The sequence below is a fragment of the Rhodococcus sp. WY5 genome (assembly GCF_018588185.1).
GTDB lineage: Bacteria > Actinomycetota > Actinomycetes > Mycobacteriales > Mycobacteriaceae > Rhodococcus_F > Rhodococcus_F qingshengii.
In genome coordinates this window covers 1,146,481-1,162,365 of record NZ_JAAMPR010000001.1, presented here as the reverse complement: position 1 = coordinate 1,162,365, position 15,885 = coordinate 1,146,481, and the positions used below count along the sequence as shown (strand labels likewise).

Sequence of the window (15,885 nt, the reverse complement as noted above, 5' to 3'; positions counted from 1 at the left end):
GACCTTGGCAACAGTTCCGCTACGGACTGCAGGTGACCCGAAGGCAACCCGGACAGTTCCACCGGCGCATGCTCTCGACAAGGCCTCATCAGCACATACGGGCACGAGCGCCGGACGCGACCCCGAATCCCGAGTTTCCACATTCATCCACAGGGCTGTGAGTGTTGACGCATCCCCGACACCAAGTGGCGAACGCCTCGAGTTCCGACAAAGTTGCAGGTAGATCAATTTCTCGATCACTTTGACGAATTTGGTTGACGAAAAAACCGACTCAGTGCAGGTTTGTCCACATCTGTGGATAATTGTGTGGAAACACAGCCCAGGTGGCATATTCGTAGCCTGTTACGGGGTTCTCACCCCGGGTGGTAATCCACCGAATCATTCGACGCCGCAGCCATACGCTCGGCAGCTGCAGCACACCCACTGTCGGCGAAACACGGGAAGGAACCACGTGAACGACGATCCCAACGCGCTCGCACGGGTCTGGGTCGACGTGGTTGCAGAACTCACGAGTGATGACCCCGGAAGTAATCTTCCGGCTTTGAGCAGCAAGCAGAAGGCATTTGTCCGTCTGGTGAGGCCTCTCACACTTGCTCAGGGTTTTGCACTCCTCTCGGTTCCATCGCCATTTGCTCAAGAGACGATCGAGCGCGATCTACGCGAGCCGATCCTGCAGGCACTCGGACGCCACCTCGGCGGCCAGGTCGAGGGACTCGGTGTCCGCATCGCACTCGAAGACGATGCCGACGCACCCGCCGAACCGGTCGAGGAGCGCACGGGCAGCCGTCAGTTCGAGTCGGTCAACTCATCGGGCGCATACCGTCGGCGCAGATTCACCGAAGGCGACGGCGAACCTTCGGACTCCGAGACTGCCGAGACCGAAGAAGTCGACGACGACCGCGAAGCACTCGCGAGCGTTCACGAATCGTGGCCGTCGTACTTCACGAAGCCGCCCGCTACTCCTTCTGCTTCGGGGTCCGGCGCCAACAGCCTCAACGCGAAGTACACCTTCGACACTTTTGTGATCGGATCGTCCAACCGATTCGCTCATGCCGCTGCCGTCGCGATCGCGGAGGCGCCGGCGCGTGCCTACAACCCCTTGTTCATCTGGGGAGCTTCGGGCCTGGGCAAGACGCACCTTCTTCACGCCGCCGGCCACTACGCACAGCGACTGTTCCCCGGCATGCGGGTCAAGTACGTCTCGACCGAAGAATTCACCAACGACTTCATCAACAGTCTTCGTGACGACCGCAAGGTCGCGTTCAAGCGTCGCTACCGGGAAACGGATGTCCTGCTGGTCGACGACATCCAGTTCATCGAAGGCAAGGAAGGTATTCAGGAGGAGTTCTTCCATACCTTCAACACCTTGCACAACGCGAACAAGCAGATCGTCGTTTCCTCGGACCGTCCGCCCAAACAGTTGGCAACCCTCGAGGAGCGTCTGCGGACGCGCTTCGAATGGGGCCTGATCACCGACGTTCAGCCGCCTGAGCTCGAGACGCGTATCGCGATTCTGAGCAAGAAGGCGAGGATGGATCGCCTCGAGGTCCCGCACGACGTCCTCGAGTTGATCGCCAGCCGTATCGAGCGCAACATTCGTGAACTCGAGGGCGCGTTGATCCGCGTCACCGCTTTTGCCTCGCTCAACCGCCAGCCGTTGGATCTGACGTTGGCCGAGGTGGTCCTGCGCGATCTGATGCCCGATTCGTCGAGCCTCGAGATCAACGCGGCGACGATCATGGCGGTGACGGCCGAATACTTCAACATGTCGATCGACGACCTGTGTGGGCCGGGTAAGGCCCGGCCACTCGCTCAGGCCCGCCAGATCTCGATGTATTTGTGCCGTGAGCTCACTGATTTGTCCTTGCCGAAGATCGGTCAGACGTTCGGCCGTGACCACACGACGGTCATGTACGCCGACAAGAAGATCCGTAAGGAAATGACGGAACGCCGCAAGGTGTACGACCAGGTTCAGGAGTTGACCGCAAGGATCAAGCAGCGCTCCAAGCGTTGACCTGCACTTATTTCGATCGATGCCGCTCGAGGCAGAGGTTCCCTCGAGCGGCATCGGTGTATTCGAAGGGTTCCACGTGCGGTCCCCTCGAGGGCGGTTGTCCACCTCGAGGGACGACACGCCGGAGTCAGACACGCCGATGAGAACAAACTCTTCGTTTCTTGTGAAAAGTATTCACATCTGTGGATAAGTGTGTTGATAACTCCGAAAGTCTGTGGAGTTCTCGAGGAGGAATCCGAAAACTTTCAGAGAGTGCACAGAGGGGGTCGATTGGTCCTCGAGTCTGTCCTCGAGAAGTGCACAGGCCCTCGAGGGGACCTACCAGCGTCGACAACTGTTGCTCCACAGATTGCACAGGACTTATTACTACTACTGAGAATTTCCTAGGAAAAGCTCTTTGAAAATAGTTCTGGGGACAACTCCTGTTGAGAACCTCGCCTCAGGCTGCGCTCGCCGCGGCTTCGGCTTTCCACTTGCGCCCTCGAGGGCATACGGTGGGCATCGCTTGGTCTGTGTCAGACTTCAAGTGAGCTGATGCAGATCCGCAGCAGACGAACATGCCTACCGAGAGGAATAACCCGGCGATGGAGCTTGGAAGCCTGAAGTTTCGCGTTTCCCGGGAAGAGTTCGCTGATTCAGTAGCGTGGGTTGCTCGTAGCCTGCCCTCGAGGCCGCCCGTGCCGGTTCTCGGCGGAGTTCTTCTCGACGCAACCGAAGCCGGCCTCACCGTTTCCGGGTTCGACTACGAGGTATCCGCGCAGGTCCGCGTCTCGGCAGATGTCACAACTGCAGGTCAGGCACTCGTCTCCGGTCGCCTCCTCGCAGATATCACCAAGTCGCTTCCCAACAAGCCGGTCGATGTGACCCTCGAGGGCACTCGCGTGCTCATCTCCTGCGGAAGCGCCAAGTTCTCCCTGCCTACGATGCCGGTCGAGGACTACCCCCAGCTTCCGACGCTTCCGCAGCAGTCCGGGTCCATTCCCGTCGACCTGTTCTCCGAAGCCATCAGCCAGGTAGCCGTTGCAGCCGGCAAGGACGACACCCTTCCGATGCTCACGGGTATCCGTGTCGAGATCGAACAGAATTCGATCGTCCTCGCCGCTACCGACCGCTTCCGTCTCGCCGTGCGTGAACTCGAGTGGACTCCGGCCAATCCCGACGTCCAGGCTGCTGTTCTCATCCCGGCCAAGACTCTGTCCGAGTCCGCGAAAACGCTTGCCGGCAATGCAAATTCGCCGGTCGAGTTGGCTCTCGGTTCCGGTACGACCATCGGAAACGACGGACTCCTCGGCATCGTCAACGACGGACGCCGCACCACGACGCGCCTCCTCGACGCCGAGTTCCCGAAGTTCCGTCAGTTGCTGCCCGCTCAGCACACCGCGATGGCAACGGTCGAGGTCACGCCTCTCATCGAAGCCATCAAGCGTGTAGCACTCGTCGCCGAGCGTGGCGCACAGGTTCGCATGCAGTTCTCCGCTGACGGCCTGCTCCTCTCTGCGGGTGGCGACGACGCCGGCCGCGCGGAAGAGACGCTCAACGCGTCGTTCCAGGGCGAAGCACTCACCATTGCGTTCAACCCCGGTTACCTGATCGACGGGTTGAATTCGCTTCACAGCGAAAACGTTCTGTTCGGCTTCACCACTCCCAGCCGTCCGGCTGTTCTTCGCCCCGCGGCCGAGGAAGAGCCCACGGCAGACGAGTCCGGTAACTTCGCTGCGCCCTCGAGCGAGTACACGTACCTGCTGATGCCGGTTCGCCTTCCGGGCTGAGTGGAACCCCGCACTTCAGTTCGCGCCTGACCAGGGAGAACAGTATGAAGATCGGACTCGTAGGTCTCGGCAAGATGGGCTTCAACATGCGTGAGCGCTTGCGCGCGCATGGCCTCGAGGTGATCGGATACGACCCTCGACCGGAAGTCACCGACGTCGAGTCTCTTGCCGAACTCGCTGCTTCCCTCGAGGGACCTAGAGTCGTCTGGGTGATGGTTCCGGCCGGTGACATCACCCAGAGCACCATTGCCGAACTGGCGGATGCCCTCGAGGGCGGCGATCTGGTCATCGACGGTGGAAACTCTCGCTTCACCGACGACGCTGTCCATGCCGAGTTGTTGGGTGCCCGTGGGATCGGTTTCCTCGACTGCGGTGTCTCCGGTGGCATCTGGGGCCGTGAGAACGGCTACGGCCTGATGGTGGGCGGATCCGAGACCGACGTGGCGAAGGCAATGCCGATCTTCGACGCTCTGCGCCCCGACGGCGACGCTGCAGACGGCTTTGTCCACGCCGGCCCCGTCGGTGCTGGTCATTACGCGAAGATGGTGCACAACGGCATCGAATACGGCCTGATGCAGGCGTATGCCGAGGGGTACGAGCTCCTCGAGGCGGAAAGCCTGATCGCGGACGTTCCCGGTGTTCTCCGAGCTTGGTCGAAGGGAACCGTCGTACGTTCGTGGTTGCTCGATCTGCTTGTCGACGCCCTCGAGGAGGATCCGGAGCTTGCGCAGATCACGGGCTATACCGAGGATTCCGGTGAGGGCCGCTGGACGGTAGAGGAAGCCATCAAGCACGCTGTCCCCGCTCCCGTCATCTCCGCTGCTCTGTTCGCGAGATTTGCTTCACGACAGGATGATTCACCGGCCATGAAGGCGGTGTCGGCCTTGCGCAATCAGTTCGGTGGTCACGCCGTCAAGAGCGCCTCGCCCAAGAATTCGGCTTCTGGAAGCTAAGTGTTCGTTCGTAGATTTTCGCTGCGTGACTTCCGATCCTGGGATTCGCTGACGCTTGACCTCACGCCGGGAACAACCGTGTTCCTCGGTTCCAACGGGCACGGTAAGACGAACGTCCTCGAGTCACTCGGGTATCTGTCGACGCTGTCGTCTCATCGAGTGTCCACGGATGCACCGATGATCCGCAGCGGTTCGACCAGTGCTTTTGCCGGTGCAACGGTGGTCAACAACGGGCGCGAACTGACCATCGACGTCGAACTGATCGAGGGAAAGTCCAACCGCGCCAGGATAAATCAGTCTCCGACGCGACGCCCACGCGAAGTGCTGGGGATTTTGCAGTCGGTGATGTTCGCGCCGGAAGATCTGTCGTTGGTACGTGGTGATCCTGGTGATCGTCGACGCTATCTCGACGAGTTGTTGACGTCGCGGATTCCCCGAATGGCTGCTGTCCGTGCGGATTACGACAAAGTGCTGCGTCAGCGCTCAGCCCTACTCAAAACTGCTGGTGCGGCTTTGCGTCGCGGTTCTCGTGGTGGTGAGTCCGACAACGTCCTCTCCACCCTCGAGGTGTGGGACGGGCATCTGGCCGCTCACGGCGCACAATTGTTGGCCGGGCGCCTCGAGTTGGTCCATGATCTGGCGCCGCATCTGGCGGAGTCGTATCGTTCCATCGCACCCGAATCCCGGCCGGCGTCGATTCGATACAAGAGCAGTCTGGGGTCCTCGTTGGATCCCGAATTCACCGATCCTGCAAGGATTTCCGGTATCGACGACGTTGCGTACCTCGAGGAGAGATTCCACCTTGAGTTGGCGCAGATGAGGTCGAAGGAAATCGATCGCGGAGTGTGTCTGGTCGGTCCGCATCGGGACGATCTGGAGCTGATTCTCGGTGACAGCCCGGCGAAAGGCTTTGCAAGCCATGGTGAATCGTGGTCTTTCGCGCTTTCGCTGCGGCTGGCAGGTTTTGCCCTGTTGCGCGCCGACGGCAGCGACCCGGTCCTGATGCTCGACGATGTCTTCGCGGAATTGGACCGTCGTCGGCGTCGTGCGCTCGCCACCGTTGCAGCCACCGCCGAACAGGTGCTGATCACGGCCGCCGTTCCCGAGGACGTACCGGACGAACTCGAGGCGGCCAAGTTCGGCGTCGAAGCCTCCGATACCGGAGACGGTCGGATATCCCGGATAGTGCCCGTAGGCTCGACAGATCAGGAGGTCGAGTTCGATGACTGAAGACAGCAGCGCGGCTCCGGAGCCCGAGCTCAAAGGGATCGATCTGGCGCGCCGTGCCCTCGAGGAGGCACGCGCGACGGCAAAGGCCAACGGCAAGGCCGTCGGGCAGGGGCGATCGTCGCCCAAATACGGAAGTGGCCGACCGCGTCGACGCAGCGGTTGGTCCGGCCCCGGCCCGGATGCGCGGGACCCTCAGCCGTTCGGTGCTCTCACCAGCGCTATCTCCAAATCGCGTGGGTGGTCCCCCAAGGTGTCCGAGGGCACGGTCCTCGGTCGGTGGCCGCAGGTCGTCGGAGAAGACATCTCCGCGCACGCCGAGCCGATTTCTCTGAAAGAAGGTGTTCTCAGCATCTCCGCCGAGTCGACGGCGTGGGCTACCCAGTTGCGCATGATGCAGTCCCAGATTCTGGCCAAGATCGCTGCTGCCGTCGGTGACGGCGTCGTGAAGACACTGCGGATCACCGGTCCGAGTGCGCCTAGCTGGCGCAAGGGAGAAAGGCATGTGAAAGGCCGCGGACCTCGCGATACGTACGGCTGAGGAAAACTCAACCAGGCCCTGGTTCTACCTATTACTTCGTGTTACAGTTAAAACTCGCTAGTGAGTGAACTGTGTCACAAGGCTGTCGTTCCCCACCGATCGGCAGGCATGAAGGAGTAGCTAGATGTCGCAGAAGATATCGACACCCGCTTCGTCGTTCGCCGAGCCGGATCACATCCTGTTGCAGGCTCGCAATGTCGAGTTCGACTGGTCCGATCTGCCCATGCACTGGATTCCGGGCGATCCGTTCAGCACACACGTTCTCAACGTGCTTCACCTTCTCCTCCCCGCCGGTGAGGAATGGTTTGTCGAGACCTTCAAGGAAGCTCTTCCTCTGATCGAGGACGAGAAACTCCGTGAGGACGTCGTCGGATTCATCGGCCAAGAGGCGATGCACTCCAACGCGCACTCGGGTGTCCTCGTCCATCTCAAGGAAAACGGCCTCGATCCGACGCCGTACACCCAGCAGATGGAGTGGGCATTCTCGAAACTGCTCGGACCGCGCCCGATGACGGGTCTGCGCGCCGAGAATCACCTGGTGGAGCGCTTGGCGATCATCGCGGCCATCGAACACATCACTGCTTTCCTCGGCGACTGGGTGCTCAACGCCAAGGGGCTGGACAAAGCCGGCATGCACCCGACCATGCTTGATCTCCTTCGCTGGCACGGCGCCGAAGAAGTCGAACACCGAGCCGTCGCGTACGACGTGATGCGCTACTTCGACAAGCGTGAGACCCGCCGGATCCGTACCCAGATCCTCGTCACGCCCGCAATCGTGTGGCTGTGGATTCGCGGTACCCGGTTCTTGATGCGCAACGATCCCGAGCTTGCCGCTCAGGCTCCCAGCCGTCGACGCCCCCACCTGTCCGATTTCATCGCGGCCGGTAAGCGCGGCACAGTTCCCACGTCGTTCGAGCTGGTCAAGCGGATGTCGACCTACTTCAGCAAGTCCTATCACCCCAGTAACGAGGGCTCGACCGCCCAGGCGGTGCAATACCTCGCGTCGTCACCCGCAGCCCAGGCGGCCGCACGGTGATTTCACTCTCGAGGGTCAAGGACGTCATCTCCGGTCACGACGGGTTGCCGCGTTTTCCGGCTCCACCCGATCTGTCCGGGAAGAACCGTCCCGACCGCGCCATGCGCATCACGGAGTTGTTGGCGGACAAGTACCTTCGCGTGTTGACGGCCTACGACTACAACCCCGAGATCGCGGGCCACAACCCCGACACGGCCATGAACATGGTGGTCAGCACACGTGAGGTGGTGGCAACCGACGAGAACGTCGTTCGCCTGCGCTTCGAATCCGCGGACGGCTCACCGATTCCGCCGTGGCATCCGGGTTCGCACCTGGACTTCCATCTACCTTCGGGTCTGCGGCGTCAGTATTCGCTGTGCGGCGACCCGGCCGATCGCACGGGATACAGCGTCGCGGTGCGCCGGATCCCCGACGGCGGTGGCGGTTCCATCGAGATGCACGCTCTCCAGCCCGGTGAGCACGTCACGGTACGCGGACCACGCAACGGCTTCCCGTTTGTCGGAGAAGGCAGCGCGTTGTTCGTCGCCGGCGGCATCGGTATCACGCCGATCATCGCAATGGTCCGTGCGGCAAGAGAATTGGGGATGGACTGGTACTTCGTGTACTCGGGCCGCTCCCGTGAATCCATGCCGTTCCTCGACGAGATCGCAACCTGGGATCCCGAGCGTGTCTTCGTGCGCCCGGACGACGAGTTCGGATTGCCCACCACCACAGACCTTCTCGGACGAGCGCCGGTCGGCGGCGCCGTGTACTGCTGTGGCCCGACGCCGATGCTCGATGCCGTCCGCCGCGGTTTCCGCGATACACCCTCCACCGCTTTGCATTTCGAGCGGTTCGGGGCTCCGCCGGTGATCGACGGCAAGGAATTCGAAGTGCAGCTTGTCAATTCGGGTCAGGTACTCACCGTGCCCGCCGACGAGTCCGCGCTCGACGTCATCAAGAAGACATTGCCCGGTGTCGGGTACTCGTGTCAGCAGGGTTTCTGCGGAACCTGTCGTGTGAAGGTACTCGCGGGTAAACCCGATCACCGCGAAAGGCGTCTGACCGACACCGAACAGGAAACGGAGATGCTCATCTGCGTATCCCGTTCCGACGGTGGACGTCTCGTTCTCGATCTCTAGATATTTCCCGACTCCGAAGGGTTCGACAATGTCGAAGCACTCTCCTGTCCATGCCGTGACCGCGCGTCGCGTGACCAACGGTTCCGTCAGCCTGGCCGTGTTCGAGCAGGGCAAGGCAGACGGCGAGACCATCGTCCTGGTGCATGGTTGGCCCGACACCCATGAATTGTGGAACCGCATCGTGCCTTTGCTGGCAGACGACTTCCGCGTCGTCAGCTACGACAGCCGCGGGGCCGGTGAGAGCACAATCCCCTCGAGGGTGCAGGACTACCAACTGAGCGCACTGGCCGGCGATCTTTTTGCCGTCATCGACGCGGTCAGCCCGGGCAAGCCGGTGCACGTCCTCGCGCACGACTGGGGATCCGTCGAAACGTGGGAAGCGGTCTGCGAGCCGGGTGCCGAAGAGAAGATCGCGTCGTTCTCGTCCATCTCGGGCCCCAATCTCGATCATCTCGGTAAGTGGATCCGGGCGAGCGCGTCCAAGCGTCGTTTCCTCGGCCCGGCGGCGCAGGGAATTGCGTCGGCCTACACCGTTCTGTTCCAGATTCCCGGGCTGTGCACCCTTCCGTTGCGTCTGTGGTTCTCCAAGCACTGGCCGGCGTTTCTGGGCTTCTTCGACGGTCTGGACCCCCGTGTGGTCAACACCGCGCCCACCATTGCCGACGACATGGTGAACGGACTCAAGCTTTATCGCGCGAACATCCGGCCGTCTCTCGGCAAGCCGCGGGATCGGTACACGGACGTGCCTGTTCAGCTCATTCTGAACAAGTACGACAAAGCCGTTCGTCCGGTGGGATACGAAGACACCGAAAAATGGGTCTCCGACCTGCAGCGACGTGAAATTGCCGCGGGACACTGGTCACCGTTTTCACATCCGGGCGAGGTTGCCGAACATGCGCGGGCATTTATCGCGAGCCTGAGAGAGCGTCGCTCGGAGAAGCAAAGTTCCTAGCGTTTCACCTTCCGGGGATCGTAAAAATTCGTCTGCGGCGCAGCCAGGGGTGTCATTGGCCGCTTCTAGTCGGTGCTTACCAGTAAGATGGTCAACGGTAACTAGCGGCAACATTCTCGAACCCGCTCCGACGACACCCGCAAGGGCTTGCTGACGGCTGCGCTCGAGTATTGACGGAGAAGGAGAGCTACCCACCCGTGGCTGCCCAGAAGTCAGATACAAGCACTTCCAGCAAGGACTACAACGCGTCGTCCATCACCGTCCTCGAAGGACTCGAGGCGGTACGTAAGCGTCCAGGCATGTACATCGGTTCCACCGGTGAACGCGGCCTGCACCACCTCATTTGGGAGGTCGTCGACAACTCGGTCGACGAGGCGATGGCCGGACACGCCACCAAGGTCGAGGTCACCCTCCTCGAAGACGGCGGAATCCGCGTCATCGACGACGGCCGTGGCATCCCGGTCGGCATGCACGCCTCCGGAGTCCCCACCGTCGAGGTCGTGCTGACCCAGCTGCACGCCGGCGGCAAGTTCGACTCCGACTCCTACGCCGTCTCCGGTGGTCTGCACGGCGTCGGTATCTCGGTGGTCAACGCGCTCTCCACCCGGCTCGACGTCGACATCAAGGTCGACGGCTACCGGTGGCAGCAGACGTACACCGATTCCAAGCCGGGAGAGCTCGTACAGGGCGACCCGACGAAGGAAACCGGCACCACCGTCAGTTTCTGGGCCGATCCCGAGATCTTCGAGACCACTCGCTACAACTTCGAGACCGTTGCGCGTCGTCTGCAGGAAATGGCCTTCCTCAACAAGGGCCTGACCATCACGCTGACCGACGAGCGCGCCGAGGTCATCGACGACGAAGCCGCCGAGGTGGCCGAGGCTCCCAAGTCTGCTGCCGAAGAAGCCGAAGAAGCTGCTCAGGCAGCGCCGCGTAAGTCCAAGACCCGTATCTACCACTACCCCGGTGGACTCGAGGACTACGTCCGGCACATCAACAAGAGCAAGACCCCGATCCACAACTCGGTCGTCGGATTCACCGCCAAGGGCACCGGCCACGAGCTCGAGGTCGCAATGCAGTGGAACTCCGGCTACTCGGAGTCCGTGCACACCTTCGCCAACACGATCAACACCCACGAGGGTGGTACCCACGAAGAGGGCTTCCGCGCCGCACTGACCGCAACGGTCAACAAGTACGCGCTCGAAAAGAAGCTGCTCAAGGACAAAGATCCCAAGCTCACCGGTGACGACATCCGTGAAGGACTTGCGGCCATCATCTCGGTGAAGGTCGGTGAACCCCAGTTCGAGGGTCAGACCAAGACCAAGCTCGGCAATACCGAGGTCAAGTCCTTCGTGCAGAAAGCGTGCAACGAGCACCTCGCGCACTGGTTCGAGGCGAACCCCGCCGACGCGAAAACCATTGTGAACAAGGCTGTTTCGTCGGCGCAGGCCCGCGTCGCCGCGCGTAAGGCGCGTGAGCTGGTCCGTCGTAAGAGCGCGACCGACCTCGGTGGCCTGCCAGGCAAGCTCGCCGATTGCCGCTCCAACGATCCGGAGAAGTCCGAGATCTACATCGTGGAGGGCGACTCCGCAGGCGGCTCGGCCAAGTCCGGCCGAGACTCGATGTACCAGGCGATACTCCCGCTGCGCGGAAAGATCATCAACGTCGAGAAGGCGCGTATCGATCGCGTCCTCAAGAACACCGAAGTCCAGTCGATCATCACCGCGTTCGGCACGGGCATCCACGACGAGTTCGACATCGCCAAGCTGCGCTATCACAAGATCGTGCTCATGGCCGACGCCGACGTCGACGGTCAGCACATCGCAACGCTGCTGCTCACGCTGCTGTTCCGCTTCATGCGGCCGCTCGTCGAGCACGGCAAGGTCTACCTCGCGCAGCCGCCGCTGTACAAGCTCAAGTGGCAGAAGGGTGCGCAGCCGGAATTCGCGTACTCCGACCGCGAGCGCGACGCGATGGTCAAGGCCGGCCTCGAGTCCGGCAAGAAGATCAACAAGGACGACGGCATCCAGCGCTACAAAGGCCTCGGCGAGATGAACGCCAAGGAGCTGTGGGAAACCACGATGGACCCGACGGTGCGCGTTCTGCGTCTCGTCACGCTCGACGACGCGGCTGCTGCCGACGAGCTGTTCAGCGTGCTGATGGGCGAAGACGTCGAAGCACGACGCAGCTTCATCACCCGCAATGCCCGGGACGTTCGTTTCCTCGACGTGTAGGCCTGCGGCCCTGTGAGCGGTTGAGGAGTCCCCGGACTCCTTTTCCGCGCACAGGGGCTTGCCCCCTCTTTTAAGAAAGTGAGCTCATGACCGACACCACGTTGCCACCGGACGGTCCGCAACACGACCGGATCGAACCGGTCGACATCCAGCAGGAAATGCAGAACAGCTACATCGACTACGCCATGAGCGTCATCGTCGGTCGCGCTCTGCCGGATGTCCGCGACGGACTCAAGCCGGTGCACCGCCGCGTGCTCTACGCGATGTACGACAACGGATATCGCCCCGACCGCGGATACGTGAAGTCTGCCCGACCGGTCGCCGAGACCATGGGTAACTACCACCCCCACGGCGACTCCTCGATCTACGACACGTTGGTTCGTATGGCCCAGCCGTGGTCGCTGCGTTACCCGCTAGTCGACGGTCAGGGAAACTTCGGCTCCCGCGGCAACGACGGCGCAGCCGCCATGCGTTACACCGAGTGCAGGCTCACGCCGCTCGCGATGGAAATGCTGCGCGAAATCGACCACGAGACAGTCGATTTCACCCCGAACTACGACGGCAAGACGCAGGAACCGACGGTTCTGCCCAGCCGTATCCCGAACCTGCTGATCAACGGTTCCAACGGCATCGCCGTCGGTATGGCCACCAACATTCCGCCGCACAACCTGCGTGAAGTTGCCGAGGCCATCTACTGGGCGCTCGACAACTTCGAAGCGGACGAGGAAGCCACCCTCGCGGCCGTCATGGAGCGCATCAAGGGACCCGACTTCCCCACGCACGGGCTCATCGTCGGTGGACAGGGCATCCAGGACGCCTACACCACCGGCCGTGGCTCCGTTCGTATGCGCGGCGTCGTCGAGATCGAAGAAGATGCCAAGGGCCGCACCACAATCGTCATCACCGAGCTGCCCTACCAGGTCAACCCGGACAACCTGATCACCTCCATCGCGGAGCAGGTTCGTGACGCCAAGATCGGTGGCATCTCCGACATCCACGACGAGTCCTCGGACCGCGTCGGCATGCGCATCGTCGTCACCGTCAAGCGTGACGCCGTTGCCAAGGTCGTGCTGAACAACCTTTACAAGCACACCCAGCTGCAGACCAGCTTCGGCTGCAACATGCTCTCCATCGTCGACGGAGTGCCGCGCACGCTGCGCCTCGACCAGATGATCCGTCTGTACACGGCGCATCAGCTCGAGGTCATCGTTCGTCGTACCAGGTACCTGCTTCGCAAGGCACAGGAGCGCGCCCACATCCTGCGCGGTCTGGTCAAGGCCCTCGACGCTCTGGACGAGGTCATCGCCTTGATCCGTGCGTCGCAGACCGTCGACATCGCTCGCGCCGGATTGATGGAACTCCTCGACGTCGACGAGATCCAGGCCGACGCCATCCTCGGCATGCAGCTGCGTCGTCTGGCCGCCCTCGAGCGTCAGAAGATCGTCGACGAGTTGGCCGAGATCGAACTCGAAATCGCGGACCTCGAAGACATTCTGGCTCGCCCGGAGCGTCAGCGCGCGATCGTTCGTGACGAGCTCAAGGAAATCGTCGACAAGTACGGCGACGACCGTCGTACCCGCATCATCGCCGCCGACGGAGACGTCAACGACGAGGATCTGATCGCCCGCGAAGACGTCGTCGTCACGATCACCGAGACCGGTTACGCCAAGCGCACCAAGACCGACCTGTACCGCTCGCAGAAGCGCGGCGGCAAGGGTGTTCAGGGTGCCGGCCTCAAGCAGGACGACATCGTCTCGCACTTCTTCGTCACGTCGACGCACGACTGGCTGCTGTTCTTCACCACGAAGGGCCGCGTCTACCGCGCGAAGGCTTACGAGTTGCCCGAGGCGAGCCGTACAGCTCGCGGTCAGCACGTTGCCAACCTGCTGGCATTCCAGCCGGACGAGCGCATCCAGTCCGTCATCCAGATCAAGACCTACGAAGACGCGCCCTACCTGGTGCTCGCCACTCGCAACGGTCTGGTCAAGAAGTCCAAGCTCACCGACTTCGACTCCAACCGCAGCGGCGGCATCGTCGCCATCAACCTGCGCGGTGAAGACGAACTGGTCGGCGCTGTCCTCTGCTCCGCCGAAGACGACCTGCTTCTCGTCTCGGCACAGGGCCAGTCGATCCGCTTCTCGGCCACCGATGAGGCACTGCGTCCGATGGGCCGCGCCACTTCCGGTGTCCAGGGCATGCGTTTCAACGGTGACGACGAGCTGCTCTCGCTCAACGTCGTTCGTGAAGGAACATTCCTCCTGGTCGCCACGTCGGGCGGTTACTCCAAGCGAACCGGCATGGAGGACTACCCGGTGCAGGGTCGCGGCGGCAAGGGCGTGCTCACGATTCAGTACGACAAGAAACGTGGCACTCTGGTCGGTGCGCTCATCGTCGACGACGACGACGAGCTGTACGCGATCACCTCGGGCGGCGGCGTCATCAGGACGGCTGCCAAGCAGGTTCGTAAGGCGGGACGCCAGACCAAGGGCGTGCGTCTGATGAACCTCGGCGAAGGCGACACACTGCTCGCGATTGCGCGCAACGCCGACGAGCCCGAAGAGCTCGCTGCAGAGACCACCGACAACGCAGACAATGCCGATGGAGCTAAGGAGTCCTAGTGAGCACTCCCAACCAGCCGGGCAGTGACCAGAAGAGCGAAAGCACTTCAGGTTCGACGCCACCGAAGCCGGAGCAGGCAACTGCTCCGGCGGGGCCGCAGACCTCGAAACCTGCAGCTCCAGCGGACGGCGGACCCAAAGCTTCCGAGGCAGCTCCGGCGCCCAAGGCACCGGAGCCGCCTCGCGGCCCGTCGGCTCAGAAGCCGGCGGGTGGGGCTTCCGACGCCGCGGGTGCGGCCAAGGGTCAAGCTCCTTCCGCTCCTTCTGTGGCTCCGGCTGCGCCGGTAACTCCGGCAAAGGGTGACGGTCAGGCTCCGCCGCAACCGGTTGCCAATCAGGCTCGTGGCAGCCAGGCGCCGCCGTGGCAACGCGGACCCCAGCCGTCGGGTCAGCCGCAGGGGCAGCCAGCTCAGAACCCGGCGTCCAAGGCCCCGGCGTCGAAGGCTCAGCCACCGCAGAATCAGGCTCCGCAAAGTCAGCCGCAGACCAACATCACGCGCCCAGCCGGCGCTGGTGCTCCTGCGGGTCGACCGGCAGCTCCTGCCGGGGGTAAGCCGCCTGCGGGTCCGCAGCGTCCTGCAGCGGCAGGCCCTGCGCAGGGTGGTCCGGTGCAGGGTGGTCCGGCCAAAAACCCCGCGCAGGGTGGTGCGCCGAAGGGACAGCCGCAATCGGGTCGTCCCGCTGCCGGTGCACAGACGGGTCGTCCTGCCGGCAACCCGTCGGCACGTCCCGTCGTGACGGGAACGGCGGCTGCCGCAGCTACCGGTGGCGTCGCCGGCGCGGCAGCAGCCAAGGCTGCAAACGCCACAGTCGCCAATCCCACCGTCGCTAATCCGAAAGCAAAAGCCGCCGCGATCGACGGGCCGACTCGGCACATCGATCGCAAGGATCTACCGAAGGACATGCCTGACCTCTCCGAGGCCAAGCATCCGTTGCCTGCTGCGGTGAAGGGTGAGAAAACTCACGCCGTATCGGCCTCGGTCGTGGACGGTGCGCCACTGCGCGCAACGGTCCAGATCCGTCGTATCGACCCGTGGTCCACGCTCAAGATCACATCCGTGATCTCGGTGTCGCTGTTCTTCGTGTGGATGGTGGCCGTCGGACTGCTCTACGTGGTTCTCGACGGCATGGGCGTCTGGGATCGCCTGAACAACGCGTTCACCGACATCGTTGCCGACGGCGGCTCCGACGGTCTGGTGACGGCCGGCCAGGTGTTCGGCTACGCCGCGCTGATCGGTATCGCGAACATGGTGCTTTTCACGGCACTCGTCACGATCGGATCGTTCATCTACAACCTCTGCAGCGACCTGGTTGGCGGCGTAGAGGTAACTCTCGCCGACCGCGACTGACCTGCGAAAACATTGCTCCGCCGGGCCCGTTTTGGTGTCAGCGGCCCGGTGGGGTAATCTTTGGAATCGGT

11 protein-coding genes are annotated in these 15,885 nt (G+C 62.5%); all 11 read left to right on the top strand.

Annotation, left to right across the window (positions count from 1 at the left end; all coding sequences use genetic code 11):
* Positions 1-451: 451 nt before the first annotated feature.
* The 11 genes from dnaA (at position 452) to G4D79_RS05195 (ending at position 15,814) form a co-directional block, all read left to right on the top strand.
* Positions 452-2,014: a chromosomal replication initiator protein DnaA gene (dnaA, locus tag G4D79_RS05245; protein ID WP_003942491.1), complete on the top strand. Its 1,563-nt coding sequence runs from the start codon at positions 452-454 to the stop codon at positions 2,012-2,014.
* A gap of 584 nt (positions 2,015-2,598) precedes the next feature.
* Positions 2,599-3,783 carry a DNA polymerase III subunit beta gene (gene dnaN, locus G4D79_RS05240; RefSeq protein ID WP_007729165.1) on the top strand — a complete coding sequence of 395 codons (1,185 nt, stop codon included), beginning with the start codon at positions 2,599-2,601 and terminating at the stop codon, positions 3,781-3,783.
* A 44-nt stretch (positions 3,784-3,827) separates the two neighbouring features.
* The gene (gene gnd / locus G4D79_RS05235) at positions 3,828-4,736 is read left to right on the top strand and encodes a phosphogluconate dehydrogenase (NAD(+)-dependent, decarboxylating) (protein ID WP_042453377.1); all 909 of its coding nucleotides are present in this window, start codon (positions 3,828-3,830) and stop codon (positions 4,734-4,736) included.
* A complete protein-coding gene (recF, locus tag G4D79_RS05230) occupies positions 4,737-5,966 on the top strand; it encodes a DNA replication/repair protein RecF (RefSeq protein ID WP_058036936.1) in 1,230 nt (409 codons plus the stop codon).
* The gene (locus G4D79_RS05225) at positions 5,959-6,504 is read left to right on the top strand and encodes a DUF721 family protein (protein WP_003942471.1); all 546 of its coding nucleotides are present in this window, start codon (positions 5,959-5,961) and stop codon (positions 6,502-6,504) included. Before recF ends, G4D79_RS05225 begins: the two co-directional genes overlap by 8 nt.
* Positions 6,505-6,628: 124 nt before the next feature.
* On the top strand, positions 6,629-7,540 hold the full coding sequence (locus tag G4D79_RS05220; protein ID WP_007729174.1) for a metal-dependent hydrolase: 912 nt from the start codon (positions 6,629-6,631) through the stop codon (positions 7,538-7,540).
* Positions 7,540-8,661, top strand: a complete 1,122-nt coding sequence (locus G4D79_RS05215; protein ID WP_039973074.1) for a PDR/VanB family oxidoreductase — start codon at positions 7,540-7,542, stop codon at positions 8,659-8,661. The genes G4D79_RS05220 and G4D79_RS05215 overlap by 1 nt, the downstream gene beginning before the upstream one ends.
* Positions 8,662-8,689: 28 nt before the next feature.
* Entirely contained in the window at positions 8,690-9,613 is a 924-nt protein-coding gene (locus G4D79_RS05210; protein WP_007729179.1) for an alpha/beta fold hydrolase, read from the top strand.
* 197 nt (positions 9,614-9,810) lie between these two features.
* Positions 9,811-11,847 carry a DNA topoisomerase (ATP-hydrolyzing) subunit B gene (gene gyrB, locus G4D79_RS05205; RefSeq protein ID WP_003942515.1) on the top strand — a complete coding sequence of 679 codons (2,037 nt, stop codon included), beginning with the start codon at positions 9,811-9,813 and terminating at the stop codon, positions 11,845-11,847.
* Positions 11,848-11,933: 86 nt separating this feature from the next.
* The gene (gyrA, locus tag G4D79_RS05200) at positions 11,934-14,465 is read left to right on the top strand and encodes a DNA gyrase subunit A (protein ID WP_047272672.1); all 2,532 of its coding nucleotides are present in this window, start codon (positions 11,934-11,936) and stop codon (positions 14,463-14,465) included.
* Entirely contained in the window at positions 14,465-15,814 is a 1,350-nt protein-coding gene (locus tag G4D79_RS05195) for a DUF3566 domain-containing protein (protein WP_099696890.1), read from the top strand. Before gyrA ends, G4D79_RS05195 begins: the two co-directional genes overlap by 1 nt.
* Positions 15,815-15,885: the final 71 nt, after the last annotated feature.

Coding starts and splice junctions, on each gene's coding strand:
- gyrA (WP_047272672.1), top strand. CDS start 11,934: ATGACCGACACCACGTTGCCACCGGACGGTCCGCAACACGACCGGATC.
- G4D79_RS05220 (WP_007729174.1), top strand. CDS start 6,629: ATGTCGCAGAAGATATCGACACCCGCTTCGTCGTTCGCCGAGCCGGAT.
- G4D79_RS05225 (WP_003942471.1), top strand. CDS start 5,959: ATGACTGAAGACAGCAGCGCGGCTCCGGAGCCCGAGCTCAAAGGGATC.
- gnd (WP_042453377.1), top strand. CDS start 3,828: ATGAAGATCGGACTCGTAGGTCTCGGCAAGATGGGCTTCAACATGCGT.
- G4D79_RS05210 (WP_007729179.1), top strand. CDS start 8,690: ATGTCGAAGCACTCTCCTGTCCATGCCGTGACCGCGCGTCGCGTGACC.
- dnaN (WP_007729165.1), top strand. CDS start 2,599: ATGGAGCTTGGAAGCCTGAAGTTTCGCGTTTCCCGGGAAGAGTTCGCT.